Below are 24,757 nucleotides of genomic sequence, written 5' to 3' on the forward strand. Positions count from 1 at the left end.
TATTACTGAATTGGCAATCTTAACATTTTTTGGTCTTGCATATACTGTTTTAAGGCAATCATGGCCGCAATATTAGCCTCCTGTTCCTTGATGTTTTTTAGGGCTTCAGTGGAATAATAATTTTTAACGAAGTGAGTATCAAAATCACCGGATCTAAAGGCTTCATGTTCGCAAACATATTTTCCAAAAGCCAAGGTGGTCTCTACACCGGCCACCTGATACCTGTCAATGGCTGAAATCATTAATTGAATTGCCTCTTCCCTTGTTTTTCCATAAGTGATTAGTTTGGCCAACATGGGGTCGTAATAAATGGGAATATCCATCCCTTCCTCAAACCCATTGTCAACACGTATGCCATCTCCTTCTGGTAGTACATAGGTATCTAAGTGGCCTACGCTTGGTAAAAAGTCATTTAGAGGATCTTCGGCATATACCCTTAACTCTAGGGCATGGCCATTTATTTTTAAGTCATTTTGAGCAATGGGGAGTTTTTCGCCCATAGCTACTCTTATTTGTAGTTCCACCAAATCTACTCCAGTGATCAGTTCAGTTACTGGATGTTCCACTTGAAGTCTGGTGTTCATTTCCAGAAAGTAAAAATTATGGTTTTTATCTAATAGAAATTCTACGGTACCGGCACCGACATAATTGCATGCTTGAGCAACTTTTACTGCCGCTTCTCCCATCTTTGTCCTTAATTCTGTGGTAAGCACCGAAGATGGAGCTTCCTCCACTACCTTTTGGTGCCTTCTTTGGATACTGCATTCCCTTTCAAAAAGATGTAGAATGGTACCATGGGTATCTGCCATGACCTGTATTTCTATATGTCTAGGAGAAGCTACGTATTTTTCTATAAAAACAGACCCATCCCCAAAGGCAGAAGTTGCCTCACTTATGGCCCTATTCATCTGTGATTCTAATTCACTTTCCTTTTCCACGACCCGCATCCCTTTTCCACCACCACCAGCAGAAGCTTTGATCAGGATGGGAAAACCAATTTCTTTACTAATTTCCTTTGCTTTATTTACATCGGTAATGGCTTTGTCTATCCCAGGGACCATGGGTATACCATAGCCTTTAACGGCATCTTTGGCTGCCAATTTACTCCCCATTATTTTAATGGCTTCAGATTTTGGCCCTATGAAAATAATGTTATTTTTTTCGACTTCTTCTGCAAATGCCGCATTCTCACTTAGAAATCCGTACCCCGGATGAATAGCATCTACACCTAGTTCTTTAGCAACCTTAATGATTTTGGATCCCAAGAGATAGGATTCATTGGAGGGGGGCTCTCCTATGCAAACGGCCTCATCTGCAAATCTTACGTGGGGGGCATTTCTGTCTATAGTAGAATAAATTGCTACGGTTTTGATACCCATTTTTTGGGCAGTTTTCATTACCCTAATGGCAATTTCACCACGGTTGGCAATCAGTATTTTTTTTATGTCCATTTCTTAGTCAAATTCAATTAATAACTGTCCCTTGTCAATTGCCGTTCCTTTGTTTACTAGGACCGCTTTTATGACCCCTTCACGCGGGGAAGTGATGATATTTTCCATTTTCATGGCTTCCAATATCAAAAGAGGTTCACCCTCTATTACTGATTGACCGGGAGCCACATGGATGTCCAATATCAAACCGGGCATAGGAGCCTTAATGGAATCAATCTGTTTGGTAGACCCCAGGGCAAAACCCATTTCCTGGATCAAAAGGTCCAGGTCATCAGTTATAGTTACGTGATACGGTTTGTGATTGATTTTTACGGTATATGCCTTTTTATTCATATCCGACTTTACCATTTCTGCTTTAAAAGGTTTGTTATTTTGGAGAACATGATATTGTAATGGCCCTGTTGGCGTAGTATCTAGTTGTTCCAAATCAGCTAAAGGAATGGTAAAACTGTAGGTTTCATTTACAGTCACTTCAAACTTTTTATTCATCAAACTATTGGTTTAGAAAGATCTAGCCCTAAGATTTTTCAGTAAAAATAAAGGTAAGAGGATAATTAGTATTAACTCTTACACGGTCTAGATAGCTTTAATAGTTTAAAGATATATTTAATTTTTAAAGTGAAGAAACAATACGCCCCTGTTATGGACGATAAAAGAAAGAGGGATGGGTCATTTATAGTTATCGTTGGGCAGGTTTAACATGGTGTTGTGGGTGGTCTTAATTTTTTCTGGTGGAAAGCCGGTTTTAAACATTAGGAAAAGCACCAAATTGGTGAAATTAACACGCAAGTAGGAATTGTAGTCGTATTTTCTGCCAGAAACCACTAAGTTGTTATTCACAATTTTATAGGTAATTTTGTTTTTCTTGAGCTTAAACCAAAATTCAAAATCTTCCATGATCACCTGCTTTTCGTTAAAGCCGTCCAAGGTTTCAAAATTTGCCTTGGTAATAAAGAGGCATTGATCTCCCGCTCCCGTGAATAATCCGTCTTTGGTGGTAAAAAATTCGTTTATTTTAAGGAGAGGACCACTCTTATCAAATTTATAAGAAAAAAGGCCTGCACCATAACCATCACCTATGGTGTCATATATATTATTCAAAAATCCATTTGGAGGAATACTGTCTGCATGTAAAAATGCTAGAATACTTCCCTTAGCCATTTTTGCCCCCAAGTTCATTTGTACCGCCCTACCTTTTCCTTTGCATTTAATTATTTTAAAAGGTCCTGTAGTTGTTATAAGTTCTGTTCCATCTGAATTACCAGCAGATAGGATCACCAACACTTCTACTTGAAGGGAAGGATGTTGTTTTAATTGTGCAGAAAGTATTTTTAAAAGACTTTCAATATTTTCTTTCTCGTTGTGGGCAGGGATAATAATACTGAGCATACTCTTAGTTCAAAAGGGTTTTCCTCTAGTCATGTACGAAGGTACAAAGGTTAGGGTTCAATTTTTATAAGTTCAATTTTAAAATTGATCGATTCTTTTGAAAGATAATTAGAGAACTATGGACTAAGAATAAAACCTATCTACAATAAATCGCGTATTTATTTTAATAGACACAAGTTTACAATTATGAAAGTACTCGGTATAATATTATTCATTTTCTTGCCTTTTTTACCCTTTGAAGAGGTTGATGATCAAAAGGGCTCAATACAAAAGACAGATTTCAATGAACTATCTGAGCAATTTTTAAGGAATATTAAGGAGGGAAAGGATACAAAGGACCTGCAGAATATCTTAGCTAATACGAGTTTAGAAGAGTTGGAATCCTCCTTAAAAACTAACGATGAGAAAACAGCTTTTTGGTTAAATATTTACAATGCCTATATACAGGTTATTTTAGCAGACAAGCCAGAGTTGTATAAAGATAGGAGTAGTTTCTTTAAAATTGAACAGATTAATATTGCAGGAAGAATCTTTTCTTTTGCAGAAATAGAACATGGTATGGTGCGTAAATCCCAATGGGAGTATGGTTTGGGATATATAAGAACATCGTTTCCGAACAAATTTGAACGCACACTGAGGGTTGAAGATCGAGATTACCGCGTTCACTTTGCTCTTAACTGTGGTGCCAAGGATTGTCCGCCCGTGGCTATTTATAATGCAGATAGATTGGATGAGCAACTTGAAAAGGGTACCCAACGTTTCTTAACCAGAACATCGGAGTTTAGCAATGATAATAGGGTCGCTGCCGTGACGTCATTGTTCAGTTGGTTTAGGGGTGATTTTGGAGGTAAAAGTGGCACCAAGGAGATCCTAAAAAAGAATGGCATCATAAAGAGTACGAAAGATATAGATTTGGTTTATAAAAATTATGACTGGACCCTTTATTTGGATAACTTTATTGAACTGTAGGATTTTAATAAGAATATATTGAAACGATTATTTTATACTATTGATGGAGCAGATTTTAAGGTATAAAAAGTATATCGTTTTAGGTTTTGATCTTTTGTCTCTGGTAGCTGGATTTTTGTTATCAGGATTAAAGTTTTCATTTGATCTTCAGCCCTTTTTTTCAGAGGGAGATGAGGAGTTAGAGTTTTATCAAGATTTTGTTTCAGAATTAGGGACAGATGACAGCTACCTTTTTATTGCCCTAGAGAATGAGAATTCTCTTTTTGATAACATATTTTTAGAACGTTTTCATCAATTTTCACTCGATGTTAAAGGGTTGCCTTACGTAAAGCGCAGTGAATCCCTTACTACTTTATGCTATCCTTTAGGTAGTTCCACAGCAAAACGTTTCATATCATGAGTGATATAATGTGCCTCCAATATTTTTACAATATGCTGCCTCATTTTTTTCTTTTCGACATAGGTTCAACTATGAATTTATTAAGATAATAAATTATTTCTTAGGGTATAGCTATAGTTGCGAGACAAGCACCGTGTTTGATAAAATGAAGTCTTGAAGTACAATTTTCTTATGATTCAGGTTTTACTCAAGTAAAAGTCAAAAATTGTCAATAGATCAACATCTTGATCTATTTTTAGTTTATTGGTTTTTATAAACATTTTCATTGATTTGGAATGATTAGGGAGAAACTTTAAGAACTTACTGAAGTTTGAAGGTATGCTAAGGAGTTGGTCTGATTGCCCTTTAAAATCTGTAATAAAATAGGTTCCATGCTGTTTTTTAAATATTGCAGGTTCAGCATCTTGGTACCCTTGAGCCTTAACTGCTTTAGAGAATTCAATTTTTTCTTTTAGGTATAATCTATAATTCTCTTGTATGGACAGTAGTTCAAAAAAAGAAGTTTTTAAATTGCCTTTTTCATCAAGGTAGCTTTTTGTTTCAAATAGTTTATCCGAACCATCTAGTAGTGAGATGGTAAAAGGTGTCTTATCTGGTAATATCACAACCTTGTTTTCATCAACCATAATTTCAACCCTATCTTCAAAGGCATCAAATCGGACCAACTTGGTTTCACTGATATCGTTTATTTTAGCAGGGGTGAAGTTTTCATTTAAATACGGACTGCCAGCTGGAGAATTGTATTTGGTTTTATACAAATCTTTAGAATAGTAAACGTCTCCAAGATCGCCTCTAAGTTCAATTTGACCATATGTGGTAAGGTGTAGTAATAAAAATCCAATTAATAAAATATTTTTCATGACAATATTCAAAGGGTTGTACAATAAAAGGGAAAAGCTATCAGTAAGCACTTTTTTCTATTTCGCGCTTACGTCCTATTCTATTCTTTTATTCTTCAATTCAAAAACCAGAAGTCTTAGTTGGCTAAGTTAGTAGATAATCATAAGCCATTAAATCTAATACTTTTTGCCTGAAAGTACTTGTTTTTGTTTGTAGTTTAACCAATATTTCACATCTTCTTTTATAATTGAAAGCTTCATCTCCTCATTTTATTTGTTGATCAATTCACCTTCTTTAATCTGGTATTTGGCATGGAATGTGAATCCAAAAACTCCAATCAACAAAATTAATTTTGTCCTGATAATAATTACTCTTTAACTATTCATTAGTTCAATTGTCTGAAGTTTCATGGGTGAACTTTGATATGCATCATCTGTAGTTTTTACTGGAGTCTGATTAAATACATGAAAATTATTTATGGTACCTGACTTAAACAGTGTGTTTTAGCCATTGTTGCGTGCAGTTTATTTGTATAGTTTAGGTTCTTTTATTCCCTGTTCTAAGAACATTGGTCTATTCATTTCAAAATGCATAATCGTCATATCATTATAATATTCTTTGAAGGAAGGCAAGTCAAACTCATTTCTAAGGCTGTCAACGTTAATTAAATCAACAATACCTATTTTGGGATAGCTTGACCATCTCCATTATAAATCACTTGACTTCCAAATCGCTGGGGCTTATTCAAATTAACATTAACCCTATCCTCAAGCATTGCATAATTGGCCTTATCCGCATTCCCTTTTTCAATTTCTTTCTTTAAGGCTTCTAACATGTGTTGTTGAAATTCAAGGTCATTATCTGCATGCTTAATTACTATACAAAAGTCTCCTGAAGCAATTTCGCCAACTTGTTTATAACCTAAATATCCATATTTCTGGTAAAGACTTTTAATTTTGCCTTGATTTAAGAGCGCAACACTATCTCTTTGTTTCATAAAAATTTCCCAAGCTTTTCTGGGACCATACTTTTCCTTTAAATCAGCTGGTGGTATTCCTGCGTATTTTTGGTCAAGTATTTTGATATTATTTAATTCCGAGATAATTTGTTTTTTTTCTTGTTCAGAAATGTTTTTATTATCCCTACAGTTTAATAGTAAAATACTTGTAAAGGTAAGCATGATGGTTTTTTTCATATTTCAAAACGGGTCAAAATTGCATACAACGCCAAGTCTATGATTTCGTTTTGACAACATCTGCGACTGCAGTGGGCGCGAAGGCGCTCAGGCAAAGTCGTAAACCTTTCCATTTATGAAATCAGGCCGTTTGGTGGTTCTTATTTTTGGTTTTTTATGATGCCACAATACATTAAAGGTATTATTGTAGCTAATTTATTTTTGAATCCTTAGAATAGGTGTTGCCTTTATTATCTAAGAGGAGGCCATCAACAATTTTGTATGATAACGTATCCTGTCCAATAGTAAAATGGAATCCGTCCTCTGTGGGCTTTGGATAGTACCTAATAGGTTTGTTGGTACCAATATTTATATCCCAATTCAAGTCAATATTTTCATCTATCTGCACTAGAAAACTTAGGTCTCCATTTTCGTTTTTCCATTTCCCTGTAAATTGACTTTTCAAGCTATTTGGCAAAAGAACATAGTGCACACCACGAACGGTAAGAATATTTTTTTTGGAATCAATTTTTAAAGGGACATTATAAGTAGGATACTTAATATATGCTCTTGAGCCTTTAATTACTATTTCATCTGAGCGATCGTAATTATTGAGCCACAATTTTCCATTTTTCTCCTCGATATTCAGGATACTCTTTTCGGTGTCTTGGTCAATCCAAGTACTCTCGTAGAATTGAGATTCAGCGCATGAATATAGAAATAATACGAATGTAAATAGTAGTGCAGTTTTTTTCATAACTATATTTTAATTGGTTACTACGCCTAGGCTATGATTTGGTTCTGACGACATCTGCGATGGCAATGGGCCGTCGTGGTAGACTCCGTACTTTTAAAATCAGGCCGGGCGGTGGTTCTTATTTTTTGTATACTGCCAGGTTTTGGCACTTATTTCTTTATGAAATATTCAATAATGGTAAAATCTTCCCTACCTGAATTATCTTTATAACGTCTATTTTGTGTCAATTTTAGTTTCCCTTCAATGATTTCATAAGTTATGATGCTTTCAGCAAATTCGTGATCCCAAAGAAGTTCAAATTTATTGGTTCCTTTTTTCACCTCATTTGATACTTTTTCACCCCAATCGCAGTCTTGTGGATGACAGGAGGCCCACATTTGGATAACAAAACTCTTGTTTTTATAAGAAATTTTGCATTTTGAAGTACCTCTAGTTTGGTTGTCCTCATTAATCCATAAACCATTAAAATCATTATTCACGTTATTTTCTAAAACTGTATTTGTAGGTGGGTATATTCTATCTTTTTTAACTATTGGAGATTCAACATTAATACTCCAAAAGAAAATGAGCAGGGACACGGTACTGATGAATAATTTCATAATTTTTCAATTTTAGTTTTAGTGTATGAAACCTAACAATTGGATATAGTGAGGTTATTCACTTTATTTCTATTTTATTACAAAATAGTAAATTATCGAGATCTTTCAAAAAATATATTACTGCATAAGTGTAAATCTAGATAGTCTTGGTAGATGCATAGTCCAAATGGCTTTTGAATAAGGTGCTACTCGGTTCCATTTTTTACGAATAGGGTGGTAAAAGTATTATGCCGCGGTTTCACTTTTCTTTTTATTCCGGCTCTGGATACCGTCTTGGATGCTATTTGCAACCATCTGTATGTAATAGCTAAGAGATCTTTTCATTTATGGGATCTAAGAAATCGTTTAAAACAGAAGATATAAGTGTAAATGGTCTTTTACAACCATTTTTTAGTTCTAGTTTCTGCCCATTTTTAGGAAGGCAACTAGTTTAGTCCTTATACTATTTATATGCGCTTATGGTGCCTTGTTCTGATGCTTTAACAAGAAACACTGAGGGACCAAAGGAAAAATCAAAAATAAAAATTAGAAAATGATGACTATCATTACATTTAAAAACTCCTAGCATAGGAAAGTGTGATGTATCTATGGGCTTGTGTTTTCTTCGATTCTGAGGTGTTGATGCGGTAGCCAACCCAATAATTATTTGGTCCGAAACGGTGTTTAAAATCAAACCCAAAATGCCACACGTTTTTATTTATGCTGCTTAGAAAAACAGCATTGCCCCCAATTGTATTTCCTTCAAGTAACGCATTTTGGAAGACAAATCTATGACCTGCAACCAAAGAGAAAAATATTTCACGGTCTACAGCGCCCAATCGGTCATAGATCAAACTAGAGGATAAGGGGTTTCTTCTTCCAAAACTCGCAATGAATTCGGGATGTACATAAACATCCCTTGTTCCAAAAGCAATTTGTGGCTTCACCGCCATATGTACGCTAAAAGGATTTGGAGCCAAACACCATTCTTTTAGATAGTTTGCATATATATTTATGTGAATATTATTTTCTATTTGATTGCCCCAAACTGGGGGATCAGAGACTACAAAAGTATTGTGATACCATTTTTGAAAGCCACTAGCGCCAGAAGCAGGTCCGGCAACACCAAATAGGAGATCGGCTTCTATAAGACTTTGTTTTGAAACGCGAGACCATCCTCCTTGAATCCCTAGAAAACCTGCATAGAGCCTGTCTAAACCCTCAAGATCCCTAGATGTAATATTGGTAGGAGTGAAAATTTCCTGTCTAACAGAAAATTCTAATTGTTCCTTTCCTGAGGATAGGAATCCTTTTTCTAAAAGTTGGCGATAGGTCAAAAACAAACCGGAGGAATAGTAACGGTCCGTAAAAGTCAAAAAATCATTATCGTGCTGCAATTCTAATTGGCGACTAACAACTTTCAAGGAGTCATTGTCCGCTGGCTGTTGTCCAAAAGCAAAGAAGATATTCCATAGTAAAAGTAAAATTACAATGGGCTTATTCGTGTAGGTTTCCGTAGTGTTGAGTATTTTTAAAACGAATGGAAGATAATAATAATCAACAGGTGCTTTGGAAAATTAAAAGTATTTATACCGTTAAAGACATAAATCTCTTGCTAAAATAATTAAGGAAAAAGGCATCAGATGGAAATGGAGGTTTTTTAAATAGGAATAGTTGAAGAAAAAATATGGTTGAATACTGTATTTTTGAAAATAGTAAATAGCCAAAACCTATATGAGAGTCCAATCCATCATTATTTTACTTGTTTTAAGTATTAACCATATTGTTACCGCACAGAAAATCGATTTTTTTGCTTTAAAAAACTTAGACATTCGAAATGTGGGTCCCGCGAATATGAGTGGACGCATTACCGCTATTGATGTAGTCACAGCCAATCCAAAAATCATGTATGTAGGTGCAGCTTCTGGAGGAGTCTGGAAATCGGAAAACGGTGGTACCTCTTGGAAGCCTGTCTTTGATCAACAGCCAACACAAAATATAGGAGCATTGGTCATTCAGCAAAATAATCCAAACGCAGTTTGGGTAGGTACTGGAGAGGGTAATCCTAGAAACTCTATGAATTTGGGGATGGGTGTTTTTAAAAGTATAGATGGAGGCGATACTTGGCAACAAATGGGGCTGGAAAGCACAAAAACCATTCATAGAATTATTATAGACCCTATTGATGCTAATATTATTTATGTGGGTGCCATGGGAGATCCGTTTACAGCTAATGAACACAGAGGTCTCTATAAAACCACTGATGGTGGTTTGCACTGGGAAAAGATTTTATTTTCAAACAACCAATCCGGAATTGCCGATTTGGTTATGGATCCCACAAATAACAATAAACTATTTGCTGCTCTTTATGAGCATAAAAGAACACCCTATTATTTTACATCGGGGGGTCAGGGGTCTGGGCTTTATGTATCCAATGATGGCGGAAATAATTGGAAAAAACAGGGAGAAAGCCAAGGTCTACCTTCGGGTAATTTAGGCCGAATTGGTTTTGCTATTGCCCCATCTGAACCCAATAGGATCTATGCAAAAATAGAAGCAAAGAAAAATGCCATTTACCGCAGTGATACTGGAGGGGATACCTGGAAAATGATTAATGACAATCCAAAGTTCGCCAATAATAGACCTTTTTATTTTCAAGATTTAGCAGTAGATACTGAAGACCCAGATAGGGTCTATAATATTTATCAACCTTTATCTGTAAGTTATGACGGGGGGAGTACTTTTGATACCATTCCCATGATTCCTGCAGATGAAACAAAAGGGATACATGCAGATTTTCATGCTTTTTGGGTAAATCCAAATGACGCAAAGCACTTTATTATTGGCGGCGATGGTGGATTAGGAATTACATATGATCATGGCAAAAGTTGGTATTTTCCGGAGACTATTCCCGTGGCACAGTTGTATCATGTAGGGGTAGATAATGATGTACCCTATAATGTGTATGGAGGAATGCAAGACAATGGTAATTGGTCTGGCCCTTCGTACACTTGGAAAAGGGGTGGTATACGCACCTTATATTGGCAGTATTTAGTTGGCGGTGATGGGTTTGATATTTCACCTGATTTGGATAATTCACGATTTGGTTATGGGTCCTCTCAAAATGGCAATTTATATAGGTATGATAAACTAACAGGTTATTATGTTAGTGTTCAACCGCCGCCGCCAGATTTAAAAACTAGTTTGCGCTTTAATTGGAATGCTGGGTTTGCCAGAAATCCTTTGGATGCCAATTCGGCCTATTATGGTTCTCAATTTGTACATCTTACATATGATAAGGGCGCCTCATGGAAAATAATATCACCAGATGTAACCACTAATAATCCCAAACATCAACAGGCCGATTATGGTGGACTTACCCTTGATGTTTCTGGGGCTGAACGCTACAATTCTATTTTGACTATTGCTCCAAGTGCATTGGATAAAAATATTATTTGGGTAGGCACAGATGATGGTCAGGTTCAAATTACTACAGATGGCGGTAAAACCTGGAAAAATTGCACCCCTAAAATCAAGGAAATGCCAAGGGAGGGTTGGATTGCCCAAATAGAGGCATCTCGTTTTAATCCGGGTGCGGCATGGATGGTGGTCAATAATTATAGAAAGGGCGATTATGCCCCTTATCTTTTTAGAACCAATGATTATGGTAAAACATGGTTGCGCATGGTAGATGAAGAAAAGGTAAAGGGATATGCGCTTACTGTAATTCAGGATCCTGTAGAACCCAAATTGGTTTTTCTAGGGACCGAAAATGGTTTATGGATGAGTATGGATGAAGGAAAAACGTGGGAACAATTTAAGAATGAATTTCCATCAGTCTCCACCATGGATTTGAAAATTCAGGAACCAGAGTCGGCCTTGATCGTAGGAACATTTGGCAGGGCTATATGGGTGTTGGATGATTTACTATCTTTAAGGGAAATTACTGCAAACCGATTAAAAAAAGGAATTACTGCGCTGCCAATCAATAATGTCGTTCAAGTAAAAGGATTATTTATTAATCCACCTGGCAATATTTGGAGTGGCTTCCACACTACTTTTGAAGGTGAAAATAAGGTGTTTCAAAAAACTAAAATTCCATTTTATTTATCAGTTCAACCAGAGGCAGACATCAAAGTAAAGGCAGAAGTTTATGACCCACAAAATAGACTTATAAATACCATTGAAACCGGTGATGTACAAAAGGGTTTAAACTATATGGTTTGGAAACTAGATGAAAACTCCAATTCTTTACCGGGGGCATGGAGTGATGATTTTTCTAGAGATATACCTGTTTTGCCTGGAGAATATACTATTGTTTTGCATTATAATGCGTATAAGGATACCACGAGGGTAAAGGTTATACCTGATCCCAGATTTGATATCCCTTCAAATGTCGATAAAGAACTTTACGATTTTCGAAAAGAAATAGATGTCCAAGTAGCTATACTAGTAAAGCACTTGAAATATATTGATCAGAAAAAGGTCCTGGTTGATAGCTTTATTAAAAAGCAAAATAATGCTCAAGTCAAGACGGGCGATCCTTTGTTTATAGTGGTGAAAAATATGGAGCAGCAATTGATACAACTTCGTTCTAAGGGCCAAACCCCAAAGCCAGAAAGGCAAGTAGGGGCATGGCAATCTTTTGAAACATCACCGTTTTCAAAAATTCAGGAAGCTTTAAACATTGCTGCTGCACAAACAAAAGTTCCGTCTTCTCAACACCAAGAAGTACTTAGGCAGGCTGCTTTGCTAATTGATGATTTTTCAAATGCCGTAAATTCTTTTATGCAAACCGAGTGGCTGTCATTTGAATCTGAAGTCAAAAAAAGCAACCTTCAATGGGAAGAAGAATAATGGAGATCAGTTTTATGATAGTCTAACTTAAAACCGCTTCTGCTTCAATTTCCACCATATAACCATTACCTACCAATTTTGCCTCCACTAAGGTATTTGCAGGGTTGATGCCCTGGAACCTTTCTCCATGGGCTCTAGCAACGGGTTCCCAATCTTCAAGTTGATTTACAAAAATTCGGGTCCGTACCACATCTGCCAATGATCCTCCAAAAGAGGTTAGTACACCTTCAATTTTATCAATAATAAAATGTGTTTGTGCAGCAGCATCATTGCCACCAATCATCATAGTACCGTGTGTAGCGGTAGTGCCAGAAACATGAATTCTATTTCCATCTTTAACGGCTCTGCAGTAACCGGCATATTCTTCCCATTCCGTGCCACTAAAAATCTGTTCTCTATTTTTACCCGTCTTTATTGGAGTAAACGCTTTGGGTATAGTTTCTAAATGATCACTAAGATCTCCAGAGGCGGTTAAAAAAGGAGGTTTTCTATATTCGTCCCCACAATCGCCAGGTATGGGTTGTAATTGATTTTGTGCATTTTTTATGGCAGAGATATCTTCAAGTTGCAAATCAATTTCTAGTATCCGTTTATTATCTGCAATATGCTCACTTTCTCCTAGACGTGCACCCACAATTATAGCGGCAACAGTTGGGTTTTCTAAAATATACCTACTAGCTATGTTTGCAATGGAGGCTTGGTGTTTATCTGCAATTTCTTTTAGGGTCTGCAATAAATTTTGATAAGGAGTCCACCCTCCGGCAGTATCAATAAAACGCTTGTACTTCATTTGCGACCAAGTGGTCAACTCAGTATCTTTAGGTTCGGATTTCCCTAACCATTTATCTGTTAAAAACCCGCCAGCCAAGGTTCCAAAAGCCAAAATTTTTACGTTATACGTTTCGCAAACATGTTTCATTTGTAATGAGGCTCTTTGGTCGATAACCGAATGGCAAATTTGATTACTAACAATAGGAATGCCACTTGCACAGGCAATTCGTAAATGAGCTGCATCAAAATTAGTTACGCCAAGGTGTTTTATCAGCCCTTCTTCTTGTAATTCTTTTAAATAAAAAAGACCATCGAGCCAACTTGGATCGGGATAAAACCAAGCGTGAAATTGTATCAAGTCAATACAGGGTAGTTGCATTCTATCGAGGGCAGTTTGTACTGCTTCACGAACATCACCACGACAAATCTTTCCTGGCTTGGGCACCCATTTTGTGAACAATTGAACGCCATTTTTATTTTCAAGACTATTTTTAAAGGTCCCAGCAATAATTTCACTGGAACCGTAATGATCGGCCATATCAAAAGAGGTAAGTCCAGCATTTATATAAGGCTGCATATATTTTGAGGTAGCAACAGGATCTAAGGTTTTACCATCTCGCTCCATGTCAGCTATTTGCCACAGACCTGTAACAATGCGTGATATCTCTAATTGTTTGGCTAATTCAATTGTTGCTTTCATGTTTTATTCTTCAGGAAGTTTTAAAAATCGTTTTCTTAAATGGGGCTCATTTTTTTTCAATCTTCTCCAGTTATAAACAAATATAATACTGGCAAAGCCCATGACTATTATCCAAATAGGGGTAGAATGAAAATACCATGCTTTGGTTTCTGCTGTTAAATCTTTGTAGGTATGGATGGTTAGAAAACCAGACAAGGTAAGTATGCCCAACCAGCCAATACATAACTGCACGGTGCGGTTTTTTAATACAGAGATGCGTTGTGCCACTTGCGAATTAACCTTAGTAATGGTTACCAAGGTTATGCACATGAGCAGAAAGTTTACCATCATGGAGGTCACCATAATATCAATACCCAAAAAGAAATCACCAGCTAAGTGTGAGCCTAAAACCCCTATGCTTGCCATAAAACCGGCTAAGATGAGTGCTATATGAGGGGTGTGGTTCTTCGGATGAATTCTAGAAATAGCTTTAGGGAATATAGCATCTTTAGCCCAAGCAAACATTAGTCTAGAAACGGATAAAAGCATAGCCGGCAAATCGTTGATTAAGGCAATGGCAGCACCTATTAAAATGGCAATGCCCCAGCCAGAGGGTAAAACGTAGCTTAAAAGACCTGGTGCTGTAATGTCTTTTTCCATGGATTCTGCTGCTACAAAACTCCATGGTACTATATGGTAGACTGCTGCGGCAAATAAAAAGTAAAAACACCCTACGCTGAGTATGGCCAACAAAATTGCCCGAGGAAGATTTTTAGTTGGATTTTTTGCTTCTCCACCGGCTTGTGCAATAGAATCGAACCCAATAAAACTAGAGAAAAGTAACGCAGCCGCTGACATGAAAATACGCCAATCAAAAGCAGTTTCTGCCACGGGTTTAAACGTTCTTCCTTCTTTTTCCCGCAGCGCAATTAAAAAATCAGTAGTATCAAAAACGAGCCCTGATATAATCACAATACCCCCAAGAGCAAACATTAAAAACATCATGGGTAATACTATATTTTTATAAGATTTTAAGCCGCGAATGTTAACTACCACAAAAAACCAAATAAGACACAAAGCAAGTCCAACTCTGACCCAACCAATTTCAAGAGTCAATGAAATGTTCTCCCAACCAAAACTAGCGGTTACGTCGCGGATAAAAGGAATAGTGATGTATGCGATTACACCAATAACTATTGATAGACCAAACCATTGGGAAAAGCTGGCTACAAAACCTAAATAGGGGTTTAGACCTCGGCTGGCATAAATGTAACTTCCTCCTGCCCGTGGCATGGCTGATGCCAAAATAGCATAGGCCAAGGCCGCAAATACGGCGGGTATAGCAGCAAATAGAAATGCGGGCAATACATACGGTCCAATACCAGGAACATTACGCTGAATCATAAAAGGCACTACGTTAATGGAAGCCCCTAACATGGAACAGACCCCCGTAGCAATAAGAGCTAAAAGCCCCATTTGGCGAGTCAGTTTTTTAGTACTCAAAGAAGGTATTTCATTTTTAATTTATTCTGTTAAGGTTCATATAATTGTAATACATGCGGTGCTACTCTGAAATATAAGTTTTGACATTGGTTAGTTCCCAACGCCCCAATGATATTGGGATATTTCCAATGGAGTTGAGTTGGTCAAAAAATACCCGCATTTCAAAAGGTTCGTTTTTTAATTCTTTCATTCTGGCGTATTCTGCAAGTGTATTTTCAATTAGGTATTTACCTGTAATATAACTTGTACCGTAGCCTGGTTGCCGTAAATAAAGCTGTTGTTCAAAAAGCAATAGTTCTTTTTCTGTTTTCATCCAGCCACGAGGGGTGTATTCGGAGTGGATACTTCCTGCTTCCTCCATGGTCATTTCATTGGCATGGGCATAAAGCGAACCTAAACCTCGGGCAGCACGTTGAGCAATCATGATGTAAACAATTTCTCTGGATCTGGGTTGATCATCATAAAGACCTGCATCCATAAACATTTCTTCAACTGCGGTTGCCATACCTTCATTTCTTGAATCAAAAATATTGTATAACAACGGGCCTTTTCTAATTTCACTTTTATGGGGTTCTGTATCCATTCGAGCCAGTTCAAACCAATGGTAAAAATGGGAATATAGGGGGCGCTGATCATAATGTGCTGTAATCCAAAAAAAGTTGCGTTTCTCTTTGGGTACAAATGCTCCAAGATGTTCATTTAAGGCGGGCTCAAAATAGTCTTTTACCGTCACCATTTCATTTTCATCTAAAAAATTGATCAAGCTCTTGGCTGAGGCTTTCGCGCGATTATCGTATTCTTCGGGAGTACTGGCATCGGAAAGCAGGGGCAATTTTCTATTTCGGTGTTCTTCTAATTTTAAGGCAGCCCAGGCTCGGGTAAGCTCTCTTTTTAAAATCATTACCTCATCATCCCAAGTCAAAGGAACTAAATGTACGTTTTGGAGGTACCATGTATACTCTTCTTTTCCTATACCCGATGGTCCTGTTTTTGTTATTGCTTCGGCCTGAAGCCAATCTACTAAATCATTGGTAGATTGTACGGCATTGTCAATAGTAATAAGGAGATTTTTATCCTTAGACACTCCGGGAAAATCCTTTATAGTGGTTAGGTTTTTACTCTGATCTATAATATCACGTATGCCGGCAATCCAAAGATCTTTGGCATTGCTCGTCAAATTTATTTTTGCCTGTTCGTTAATTGCAGGAATAATTTTTAAATCGGCTATTAATTTTTTAGCACCCTCTTTGTCTAAAGGAAATTGATAGGTCCAAAGGTCGGTAATACCGTGGTGGGTTGGTCCTTCATGTGCAGGAACATCACTTCTCTCTGTCCATAACGACTTATAAAAGGCAGGATCTCTTTCCCAAGGGCGAAGTACTCTTTGGTTAAATTCATACCCATTCATTTCAGCATGTACAATATGCCAATCTACTTGTTGCGGAATAGGCCAAGCGATGGTATCAATACCCCGCAATTTCTCTTTTAATAGTTTAAATTTTGCTTCTCTTTTTTCAAAAGTTTTTTGGGTATAATCAGGTGCTCCATTGCGTAAAGGAGGATTTTCAAAAGTTCTCCACTCTTTAAATAAGGTCACTAAATTAGCATAGTCCTGATTCTTATTTTGACCCAAAACAAAATGGTTTGAAATCCCCAGGAGAAGGATACATAAAAAAAGAGATTTACTGGAGATGAGATTATTTTTCATATAATTGATTCATTTAAATATAGTTTATGAGGATAAAACACAGGGGGTAAATTAGTTATTTTTTTTGGATACTTTTCTTAGACGGTCTAAAATAAGAGGTACAAAAAAAACGGATAGTAGTAACTGATCCGCTTTTTTTGGTACTGTTAGGATTTGTAGAAGGAACTTTGTTCTTTCTTTCTAGATACTTCGGTAAAGGATTTTGGGTTGGCCTTACAAAGAAAACCACGGTCGCTTTGCGCCCTTTTTTTGGTTTTCTTCAAAGCTGACGCAAGCATCGCTTTTTCGTAAAACAAAAAACCATATACTTTCGTATCTGGTTGGTAGTAGCGGGAACTGGATTCATTCGCCAATAAGGCGAATGGGCCAAGGGGAGAGGCTTTACTACGACCCAGATTTGGTTCCCAAATCAATTTTTTTCTGAATTTCAATCCATAAAGCAAGCTTTAAGATTTTATCCAAAAAAAAACCAGATACTTTCGTATCTGGTTGGTAGTAGCGGGAACTGGACTCGAACCAGTGACCTTCGGGTTATGAGCCCGACGAGCTACCTACTGCTCTATCCCGCGCTGTGAGTGCAAAGATACAAAGCTTTTTTGCTATTATCAAAACATAAATCAATAAATCTTTTTTAGTTACTTTCGGGCTTCATCTATTTAATTACATATCTTAGAAATTTTCTAGATTTTATGAAAATAATCAATGATTTCTTAGCCTCGGTTTTGCCTTATACAGAGTGGGTTATGCTCTTTCTCATCATAGGAGGAGGATTGTTTCTGGTTTTTTATTCCAAATTACTGCCTTATCGGTATTTTAAACATGCTATTGCAATTACAGCTGGGAAATACGATAATCCTGATGATCCTGGGGAGGTAAGTCATCTTCAGGCGCTCTCTTCGGCCGTAGCGGCAACTGTTGGGTTAGGGAATATTTCAGGGGTGGCTATTGCTATTTATTTGGGAGGTCCAGGAGTGGTATTTTGGATCTGGGTGACCGCTCTTGTGGGCATGTGTATAAAATTTTATTCCTGTAGCCTTGCAATTATGTTCCGAGGGCATGATAGTGAAGGCAACCTCCAAGGTGGTCCAATGTACTATATTACGAAAGGTATGGGGATGAAAGCCAAACCATTAGCTGTGTTCTTCTGTTTGGCCGGCCTTTTTGGGGTACTCCCTGCCTTTACTGTGAACCAATTTACACAAACCATCATGGGGGTGGTGCAGCCGAATGAGAATATTGCCCTCTTGGGAGATTTTAATTGGAAGTTGGGTATAGGCATTGTGCTCTCCATTATTACCTCCTTTGTTATTTTTGGGGGACTTAAAAAAATTGCCAAGGTGGCCACGGCTATAGTACCCTTTATGGTACTGGTCTATTTGGTAGCCGTCATTTATATTATGGTTATTAATGCGGGACAAGTATTTCCTTCCTTGAAGTTGATATTCGTAGAGGCGTTTAATTTTAAGACTGCTGTTCAGGGTGGCCTATGGGGTCTTATTATCATAGGTATACGCAGGGCAGTTTTCTCCAATGAATCGGGAGTGGGAAATGCGCCCATGTACCATGGACAATCAAAGACCAATGAACCAATACAGGAAGGGCTTGTTGCTATGTTAGGCCCTTTTATAGATACTATTGTTGTATGTACTTTGACTGCCATAGTGATATTGTTGAGCGGAGCTCATTTAGAAGCAGAGAATAATGGAATTACCATGACGCTTATCGCTTTTGAAAAATCACTCTATGGAGTTGGTGATATTCTGTTGATGGTGGTGGTAGCTGCCTTTGCACTTTCCACCTTATTTACCTATTCTTATTACGGGACCAAATGCCTGTCCTTTCTGACCAATGCCAAAATTGGTAAGTATTACAACCACATTTATATCTTAAGCATTACCTTTGCAGCGGTCGCTTCGGTAGACCTTGTGGTAAATTTGATAGACTTATCTTTTGCCCTAATGGTGATCCCCAATATGATTGCGGTTCTCTATTTGGCACCCAAGGTGAACCAAGCAATGAAAATATATTTTTTAAAGGTAAAAGATGGCAGAGCATAAGGCAGGGTTTGTAAATATCATAGGGAATCCCAATGTGGGAAAATCCACGTTGATGAACGCTTTTGTAGGGGAGAAATTATCTATTATCACTTCCAAGGCACAGACCACAAGGCATAGAATCCTTGGGATCGTGAATGGGGATGATTTTCAGATGATTTTATCAGATACTCCTGGCATCATTAAGCCGGCCTATGAATTGCAATCCTCCATGATGGGCTTTGTGAAATCTGCCTTTGAGGATGCAGATGTACTAATCTATATGGTAGAGATTGGGGAGAAGGCCCTAAAGGATGAAGGTTTTTTTGATAAGATAAAGAATAGTAAGATCCCCGTATTACTGCTATTGAACAAGATAGACATATCAGAACAAGGGGTATTGGAAGAACAGGTGCAGTATTGGCAGGCTCAATTACCCGAAGCTGAGATACACCCTATTTCGGCCCTTCAGAATTTTAATGTCAAGGAAGTATTTCATAGGATCATGGACTTGTTGCCTGTTTCGCCACCTTATTATCCAAAGGATCAATTAACGGATAAGCCGGAACGTTTTTTTGTAAACGAGACCATCCGCGAGAAAATCTTACAGCACTACAAAAAGGAGATTCCGTATTCCGTAGAAATAGATACAGAGGAATTTTTTGAAGATGAAGACATAATCAGGATGCGCTCTGTAATTATGGTTGAACGCGAATCCCAAAAAGGCATCATTATAGGTCATAAGGGATCGGCCTTAAAAAGAGTAGGGGTTGAGGCCCGTAAGGATCTGGAAAAATTCTTTGACAAACAAGTGCATATGGAATTGTATGTAAAAGTGAATAAAAACTGGAGAAGTAATCTTAACCAATTAAAACGGTTTGGATACAATCAATAATTAGGGGTTGATGACCTCTGATATAAAAGAATAGAGCTCCTTCATTTGGGGCTCTCCTTTTTTTCTTCCTGTTCTGCCAAAGGCATAAAGCAAGCCCCAAACCACTATCAAGCCCACTAATAAACCTTTTAGAATGCCAATAGGTTTATCCAAAGACCAATTGGAATAGGCCCAAATACCAACAATAATAAATAGGGTGATCACTCCAAAATGCAGGAACATAAAGAAGGTCCATAGCGTAGGACTAGGACCGAAAAGGCCATTTATCCTACAGGAATTATTATCCTCTTCATATAGTTCCAGGTGAAGCTCAGGGGTCCATAAAGTGCGAAATCCTTGCTCGAACTTAATGAAAAGATGATCATCTATCCGATTAACAAGAAATGGGTGTTTGTTAATTTCTTCGAATTTGTCTAGGATAATATCTTTTGAGGTATTTAAATGATGTTGGAATCTTGGTCTTAAAACGAGATCATTCGATAGACTTTTCACTGGTACAATTGATTATGAAATAAAAGATAGCATTTTACTTCGGATATAAATAGTACTTTTGCAGCAAATTAAAGAAGTATGAGTGCAATTGTAGCCATTGTAGGGAGACCTAATGTAGGTAAATCGACGTTTTTTAATCGGTTGATACAGAGAAGAGAGGCGATCGTAGATGCGGTGAGCGGAGTTACGCGCGACCGTCATTACGGAAAAAGTGATTGGAATGGACGTGAGTTTACCGTTATTGATACAGGGGGATATGTTTTAGGTAGTGACGATGTTTTTGAAGTGGAAATTGATAAGCAGGTAGAGCTGGCTATTGAAGAGGCCGATGTCATTATTTTTATGGTGGATGTGGAAGCTGGTGTAACCGGGATGGATGAAGATGTGGCCAATTTATTAAGACGCCACAATAAACCAGTGTTGTTAGCCATCAACAAGGTGGATAATGGAAAGCGTGCTGAAGATGCCGTGGAATTTTATTCTTTAGGTTTGGGAGAGTACTATACTATTGCCAGTATTAGTGGTAGTGGAACTGGGGAGCTATTGGATGCCTTGATAGAAGTATTACCTGAACAAGAAATTGTTGAAGAAACTGAATTACCACGTTTTGCAGTTGTTGGAAGGCCTAATGCAGGAAAATCTTCGTTTATAAATGCCTTGATTGGTGAAGAGAGATATATAGTTACCGATGTTGCTGGGACCACTAGGGACAGTATAGATACCAAATACAATCGTTTTGGATTTGAGTTTAACTTAGTTGATACTGCGGGAATCCGTAGGAAGGCCAAAGTGAAAGAGGATCTGGAATTTTATTCTGTAATGCGTTCCGTTAGGGCCATAGAGCATTCCGATGTGTGTATCGTAATATTGGATGCTACAAGAGGTTTTGATGGGCAGGTTGAGAATATCTTTTGGTTGGCGCAACGCAATAACAAAGGGATCGTGATTTTGGTGAACAAATGGGATTTGGTAGAGGATAAAGAGACCAACACCATTAAGCAGTATACAGCTAAAATCAAGGAAGCCATAGAGCCCTTTACAGATGTACCTATTTTGTTTATCTCAGTACTAACAAAACAACGTATTTACAAGGCTATAGAAACGGCTGTTGAAGTCTTTCAGAATAGAAGCAAAAAGATACAGACCCGTAAATTCAATGATATTATGTTACCCATCATTGAAAACAATCCGCCACCGGCTTATAAAGGGAAATACGTGAAGATCAAGTTCTGCACACAATTGCCAACTCCATATCCGCAATTTGCATTCTTTTGTAATTTACCCCAATACGTGCGGGATCCGTATAAGCGTTTTCTGGAAAACAAGCTACGGGAGCATTTTGATTTTACCGGAGTGCCTATTTCTATATTTATGAGGAAGAAATAAAATTTTCACAAAAATCTGTTAAGGGAGGTAAAAATCTTAATGCGTTAGATTATTTTCGACATGTGCTGTTGCGAAATCAATCAAAAATCAATCTATGCCTAAGCTTTTTTACCTCTTTTTTATTGCCCTTTTTTTATCCCTTCAAACAAATTCCCAAGAGTTCCTCGTAAAAGGAAAGGTGTTGGATGCATCTTCCAAACAGCCACTAGAAGCGACTACCATATATGCGGAGTCAATTCAAGATAGCACATTAATTACCTATACCATATCTAAACAGGACGGAATCTTTGAGTTGGAGGGAAAGACTTCCCTTAAAGAGGTAAATCTGTACTTTTCTTTTAATGGCTATAAATCTTTGGTAAAAAAGATCACCCTAAAGTCCCAAATGGACCTTGGTTCCGTGGAACTGGAGGAACAGGCCCAAGAGTTAAAAGGGGTACAAGTAGTTGGTGAAAGAGTACCGGTTACCATTAAGCAGGATACGTTGGAATTCAATGCTGATTCCTTTAAGACCAGGCCCGATGCTACCGTAGAGGATGTATTGAAAAAATTACCGGGGGTTGAGGTGGACAGTGATGGAAAGATTACTGTGAATGGAAAAGAAGTGAGCCAGGTATTGGTGAACGGACAGGTGTTCTTTAGCAATGATCCCAAAGTGGCCACTAAAAGTTTGCCCAAGGAGATCATTAGTAAAATCCAAATTATGGACACTAAAACTAAGACTCAAGAATTTACGGGGGAAGCCGGGGATGGGGAGACCAAAACCATAAACCTTACCATAAAAGAAGATAAAAATAATGGATATCTCGGTAGAATGGCAGCAGGGTATGGTACCGATGACCGTTACCAGGGTAATGGATTACTTAATTATTTTAACGGGCAAGAGCGTATTAGTGTCATCGCAGGGAGCAATAACATCAATAATAGTGGATTTTCCTTTGATGAAATCTATGATATGGTGGGCAATACGAGTGGAGGTGTTTCTTTTAGTAACTCTGGTGACTTTAGGGTGGGCGACCTTTCTTTTGGATTTGGTCAGGGAATCACTACCGCTTCTAATCTTGGCGCAAGTTATGCCAACCAAAAGAAAGATAAATTTGAGGTCAATGGGAATTATTTTTTTTCCTACAGTGATTCGTTTAATGATGAGAAAACCTCACGGGAGAATATATTACCAGACAGTCGCTTTTTTACCGATACGGAAACCAACTTTACTGGAAGCACCAATTCCAATCAAGGATCGGCAAATCTTGAATTTGATATTGATAAGACCTTGCGAATATCAGTAGATCCCAGTTTTAATGTGAGTAGGACAAATTCGGCAAATAATAGGAACACCATATCTAGTGATGAGCAAGGCAATGCTATTAACAGTAATAGTGCCCAAACCCTTGAAGATGGGTTTCAAAGGCGCTTTTCCAATGAACTGACTTTGTTTAAAAAGCTAGATACCCTAGGCAGGTACGTGCGTGTATCCTTTTCAAATGAGAACAGGCTCAATAGTAACTTGCGGAACTTTAATTCTATACGTAATACTTTCGGAGATAACCCGAGGGAGGATATTTTAGACCAACGGACATCTACAGATATCGATAACGATACATATTCAGCAGAAATAACGTATCGTCAGCCTTTGGCCAAGGAGCTGTTCTTGGACTTTGGGTATGAATATGAAAACAATCAGCAGAACAATACGAGAAGTGTTTTTGATTTCGACAATAGTTTAGGCACCTATACCAATTTTAACCAGCTGCAGAGTTCGGACTTCAGGTTTAGTAATATTCAGCAGACTCCGTCTTTGAGCATAAGGCACAATAACAAAAAGTTTCGTTTTGGTGTTACTCTGAACTATAAGTTGACCAATTTGAAAAATCAGGATGACTTGCAGAATACGTCTTTCCAAAAATCGTATGAAAATATGTTATTCAGCGCTAACGCGAACTATGCCCTAGGAGAAAATAAAAGATTGAGCCTATGGTCAAACTCTAGATTAAATGTACCCACTATAAATCAGTTACAACCCGTCCCCAATATTAATGATCCCTTGAATATAATTGTAGGTAATCCTAATTTATCCCCTTCGGTGGCAAATCAGACCTACCTGAACTATAATGATTACAATTGGAAAGAGCGCACGGGATTATATGTTTACGTAGGTGCAAACTTGGAGAAAGACAGGGTTTCATCTATAACTACTACCAATGAGGATTTGTTAAGGACAACCACCTATACCAATGTTAATGGTAATTATAATTTAGATGGGGGGTTTAGCTATTCCAAACAAATAAAAAAAGACAGTACCTATACGCTAAAATATAGTTTTAACCCTTATATGGGGTATAGGAAGAATGTTGGGTTTACCAATGGAAGTCGTTTGGAAACCACCACGCTCTCCCTCAATCCTAGAGCCAGTATCACCTTTAATTACAGGGAGATTTTGGAGTTGGAGCCCGAATACAGAATTTCCTATTCTGATACCAAATACAATTTGGAAGCCTTGGATGATATTAATTTCACTTCCCATAATTTTGGACTCAAGGCTACTGCCTATTGGCCCGAAAATGTTATTTGGGGCAATGATATTACGTACAGCTATAACGGGAATGTTGGGCCTGGTTTTGATAAAGATGCCTTATTTTGGAACATGAGCTTGGGTGTTCAGATGCTCCAAAAAAAGGTGACCCTGAAAGTATTGGCTTATGATCTATTGAACCAGAATATCAATACCAGAAGGACCGTGGGAGATGATTATATCCAAGATTTTCAGGGAACCGTTCTGCAGCGCTATTTCATGTTTAGCGCCAGTTTTAAATTTGATCAGTTCGGTGGTAAAAATGATAAGAAAAGCGATGTATACTATTATAATTAAAGAAGC

At 37.6% G+C, this 24,757-nt stretch carries 20 protein-coding genes and 1 tRNA gene; 7 read left to right on the top strand and 14 right to left on the bottom strand.

All coding sequences use genetic code 11. From position 1 onward, the window contains the following. Positions 1-2: 2 nt before the first annotated feature. The 3 genes from accC to ABXZ36_RS12205 form a co-directional block, all read right to left on the bottom strand. Positions 3-1,445 (bottom strand): acetyl-CoA carboxylase biotin carboxylase subunit, encoded by a 1,443-nt coding sequence (accC, locus tag ABXZ36_RS12195; RefSeq protein WP_354616004.1) that lies wholly within the window; start codon positions 1,443-1,445, stop codon positions 3-5. A gap of 9 nt (positions 1,446-1,454) precedes the next feature. After that, positions 1,455-1,940 (bottom strand): acyl-CoA carboxylase biotin carboxyl carrier protein subunit, encoded by a 486-nt coding sequence (locus ABXZ36_RS12200; RefSeq protein WP_354615949.1) that lies wholly within the window; start codon positions 1,938-1,940, stop codon positions 1,455-1,457. Positions 1,941-2,120: 180 nt separating this feature from the next. Next, positions 2,121-2,840, bottom strand: a complete 720-nt coding sequence (locus ABXZ36_RS12205) for a glycosyltransferase (RefSeq protein WP_354615950.1) — start codon at positions 2,838-2,840, stop codon at positions 2,121-2,123. 186 nt (positions 2,841-3,026) lie between these two features. Between ABXZ36_RS12205 and ABXZ36_RS12210 the strand changes: the two genes are divergently transcribed. Together ABXZ36_RS12210 and ABXZ36_RS12215 are read left to right on the top strand one after the other, a co-directional pair. Continuing rightward, positions 3,027-3,809 carry a DUF547 domain-containing protein gene (locus tag ABXZ36_RS12210; protein ID WP_354615951.1) on the top strand — a complete coding sequence of 261 codons (783 nt, stop codon included), beginning with the start codon at positions 3,027-3,029 and terminating at the stop codon, positions 3,807-3,809. A gap of 43 nt (positions 3,810-3,852) precedes the next feature. After that, positions 3,853-4,209, top strand: a complete 357-nt coding sequence (locus ABXZ36_RS12215; protein WP_354615952.1) for a hypothetical protein — start codon at positions 3,853-3,855, stop codon at positions 4,207-4,209. Between the two features lie 176 nt (positions 4,210-4,385). On the opposite strand, the gene ABXZ36_RS12220 is transcribed toward ABXZ36_RS12215, so the two are convergent. The 5 genes from ABXZ36_RS12220 to ABXZ36_RS12240 all read right to left on the bottom strand — a co-directional run bounded on the left by ABXZ36_RS12220 (position 4,386) and on the right by ABXZ36_RS12240 (position 9,087). After that, entirely contained in the window at positions 4,386-5,069 is a 684-nt protein-coding gene (locus ABXZ36_RS12220) for a hypothetical protein (protein WP_354615953.1), read from the bottom strand. A 659-nt stretch (positions 5,070-5,728) separates the two neighbouring features. After that, positions 5,729-6,244 carry a DUF6624 domain-containing protein gene (locus tag ABXZ36_RS12225; protein WP_354615954.1) on the bottom strand — a complete coding sequence of 172 codons (516 nt, stop codon included), beginning with the start codon at positions 6,242-6,244 and terminating at the stop codon, positions 5,729-5,731. A 190-nt stretch (positions 6,245-6,434) separates the two neighbouring features. Beyond that, complete coding sequence (locus ABXZ36_RS12230) at positions 6,435-6,980, bottom strand: hypothetical protein (RefSeq protein ID WP_354615955.1); 546 nt, start codon at positions 6,978-6,980, stop codon at positions 6,435-6,437. 149 nt (positions 6,981-7,129) lie between these two features. Next, a complete protein-coding gene (locus ABXZ36_RS12235) occupies positions 7,130-7,579 on the bottom strand; it encodes a hypothetical protein (protein WP_354615956.1) in 450 nt (149 codons plus the stop codon). Between the two features lie 551 nt (positions 7,580-8,130). After that, positions 8,131-9,087, bottom strand: a complete 957-nt coding sequence (locus tag ABXZ36_RS12240; protein WP_354616005.1) for a lipid A deacylase LpxR family protein — start codon at positions 9,085-9,087, stop codon at positions 8,131-8,133. Between the two features lie 205 nt (positions 9,088-9,292). On the opposite strand from ABXZ36_RS12240, the gene ABXZ36_RS12245 reads away from it, so the two are divergent. Continuing rightward, positions 9,293-12,415: a WD40/YVTN/BNR-like repeat-containing protein gene (locus ABXZ36_RS12245; protein WP_354615957.1), complete on the top strand. Its 3,123-nt coding sequence runs from the start codon at positions 9,293-9,295 to the stop codon at positions 12,413-12,415. A gap of 22 nt (positions 12,416-12,437) precedes the next feature. On the opposite strand, the gene ABXZ36_RS12250 is transcribed toward ABXZ36_RS12245, so the two are convergent. The 5 genes from ABXZ36_RS12250 to ABXZ36_RS12270 all read right to left on the bottom strand — a co-directional run bounded on the left by ABXZ36_RS12250 (position 12,438) and on the right by ABXZ36_RS12270 (position 17,645). Further along, positions 12,438-13,886, bottom strand: coding sequence for an aldo/keto reductase (locus ABXZ36_RS12250; RefSeq protein ID WP_354615958.1), 1,449 nt, complete (start codon positions 13,884-13,886; stop codon positions 12,438-12,440). A gap of 3 nt (positions 13,887-13,889) precedes the next feature. Next, positions 13,890-15,368, bottom strand: a complete 1,479-nt coding sequence (locus ABXZ36_RS12255; protein WP_354615959.1) for an APC family permease — start codon at positions 15,366-15,368, stop codon at positions 13,890-13,892. Between the two features lie 61 nt (positions 15,369-15,429). Next, positions 15,430-17,001, bottom strand: coding sequence for a DUF885 domain-containing protein (locus tag ABXZ36_RS12260; RefSeq protein ID WP_354615960.1), 1,572 nt, complete (start codon positions 16,999-17,001; stop codon positions 15,430-15,432). Between the two features lie 221 nt (positions 17,002-17,222). After that, entirely contained in the window at positions 17,223-17,507 is a 285-nt protein-coding gene (locus ABXZ36_RS12265) for a hypothetical protein (protein ID WP_354615961.1), read from the bottom strand. Positions 17,508-17,572: 65 nt separating this feature from the next. Then, positions 17,573-17,645, bottom strand: a tRNA-Met gene (locus ABXZ36_RS12270). A 120-nt stretch (positions 17,646-17,765) separates the two neighbouring features. On the opposite strand from ABXZ36_RS12270, the gene ABXZ36_RS12275 reads away from it, so the two are divergent. Further along, entirely contained in the window at positions 17,766-19,133 is a 1,368-nt protein-coding gene (locus ABXZ36_RS12275) for an alanine/glycine:cation symporter family protein (RefSeq protein WP_354615962.1), read from the top strand. Next, the gene (gene era / locus ABXZ36_RS12280; RefSeq protein ID WP_354615963.1) at positions 19,120-20,004 is read left to right on the top strand and encodes a GTPase Era; all 885 of its coding nucleotides are present in this window, start codon (positions 19,120-19,122) and stop codon (positions 20,002-20,004) included. Before ABXZ36_RS12275 ends, era begins: the two co-directional genes overlap by 14 nt. Here era and ABXZ36_RS12285 read toward each other — a convergent pair whose 3' ends face one another. Beyond that, a complete protein-coding gene (locus ABXZ36_RS12285; protein WP_354615964.1) occupies positions 20,005-20,496 on the bottom strand; it encodes a GTP-binding protein in 492 nt (163 codons plus the stop codon). It abuts the gene before it with no gap. A gap of 78 nt (positions 20,497-20,574) precedes the next feature. Between ABXZ36_RS12285 and der the strand changes: the two genes are divergently transcribed. Next, positions 20,575-21,882, top strand: coding sequence for a ribosome biogenesis GTPase Der (der, locus tag ABXZ36_RS12290; RefSeq protein WP_354615965.1), 1,308 nt, complete (start codon positions 20,575-20,577; stop codon positions 21,880-21,882). 94 nt (positions 21,883-21,976) lie between these two features. Further along, positions 21,977-24,751 carry an outer membrane beta-barrel protein gene (locus tag ABXZ36_RS12295; protein ID WP_354615966.1) on the top strand — a complete coding sequence of 925 codons (2,775 nt, stop codon included), beginning with the start codon at positions 21,977-21,979 and terminating at the stop codon, positions 24,749-24,751. Positions 24,752-24,757: the final 6 nt, after the last annotated feature.

It is taken from the genome of Sediminicola arcticus (assembly GCF_040566695.1).
Taxonomy (GTDB): domain Bacteria; phylum Bacteroidota; class Bacteroidia; order Flavobacteriales; family Flavobacteriaceae; genus Sediminicola; species Sediminicola arcticus.

Excerpts from the sequence above, each read along its gene's own strand:
- ABXZ36_RS12200 (WP_354615949.1), bottom strand. The coding sequence starts at position 1,940 with ATGAATAAAAAGTTTGAAGTGACTGTAAATGAAACCTACAGTTTTACC.
- ABXZ36_RS12205 (WP_354615950.1), bottom strand. The coding sequence starts at position 2,840 with ATGCTCAGTATTATTATCCCTGCCCACAACGAGAAAGAAAATATTGAA.
- ABXZ36_RS12210 (WP_354615951.1), top strand. The coding sequence starts at position 3,027 with ATGAAAGTACTCGGTATAATATTATTCATTTTCTTGCCTTTTTTACCC.
- ABXZ36_RS12215 (WP_354615952.1), top strand. The coding sequence starts at position 3,853 with ATGGAGCAGATTTTAAGGTATAAAAAGTATATCGTTTTAGGTTTTGAT.
- ABXZ36_RS12220 (WP_354615953.1), bottom strand. The coding sequence starts at position 5,069 with ATGAAAAATATTTTATTAATTGGATTTTTATTACTACACCTTACCACA.
- ABXZ36_RS12225 (WP_354615954.1), bottom strand. The coding sequence starts at position 6,244 with ATGAAAAAAACCATCATGCTTACCTTTACAAGTATTTTACTATTAAAC.
- ABXZ36_RS12230 (WP_354615955.1), bottom strand. The coding sequence starts at position 6,980 with ATGAAAAAAACTGCACTACTATTTACATTCGTATTATTTCTATATTCA.
- ABXZ36_RS12235 (WP_354615956.1), bottom strand. The coding sequence starts at position 7,579 with ATGAAATTATTCATCAGTACCGTGTCCCTGCTCATTTTCTTTTGGAGT.
- ABXZ36_RS12245 (WP_354615957.1), top strand. The coding sequence starts at position 9,293 with ATGAGAGTCCAATCCATCATTATTTTACTTGTTTTAAGTATTAACCAT.
- ABXZ36_RS12250 (WP_354615958.1), bottom strand. The coding sequence starts at position 13,886 with ATGAAAGCAACAATTGAATTAGCCAAACAATTAGAGATATCACGCATT.
- ABXZ36_RS12275 (WP_354615962.1), top strand. The coding sequence starts at position 17,766 with ATGAAAATAATCAATGATTTCTTAGCCTCGGTTTTGCCTTATACAGAG.
- era (WP_354615963.1), top strand. The coding sequence starts at position 19,120 with ATGGCAGAGCATAAGGCAGGGTTTGTAAATATCATAGGGAATCCCAAT.
- der (WP_354615965.1), top strand. The coding sequence starts at position 20,575 with ATGAGTGCAATTGTAGCCATTGTAGGGAGACCTAATGTAGGTAAATCG.
- ABXZ36_RS12295 (WP_354615966.1), top strand. The coding sequence starts at position 21,977 with ATGCCTAAGCTTTTTTACCTCTTTTTTATTGCCCTTTTTTTATCCCTT.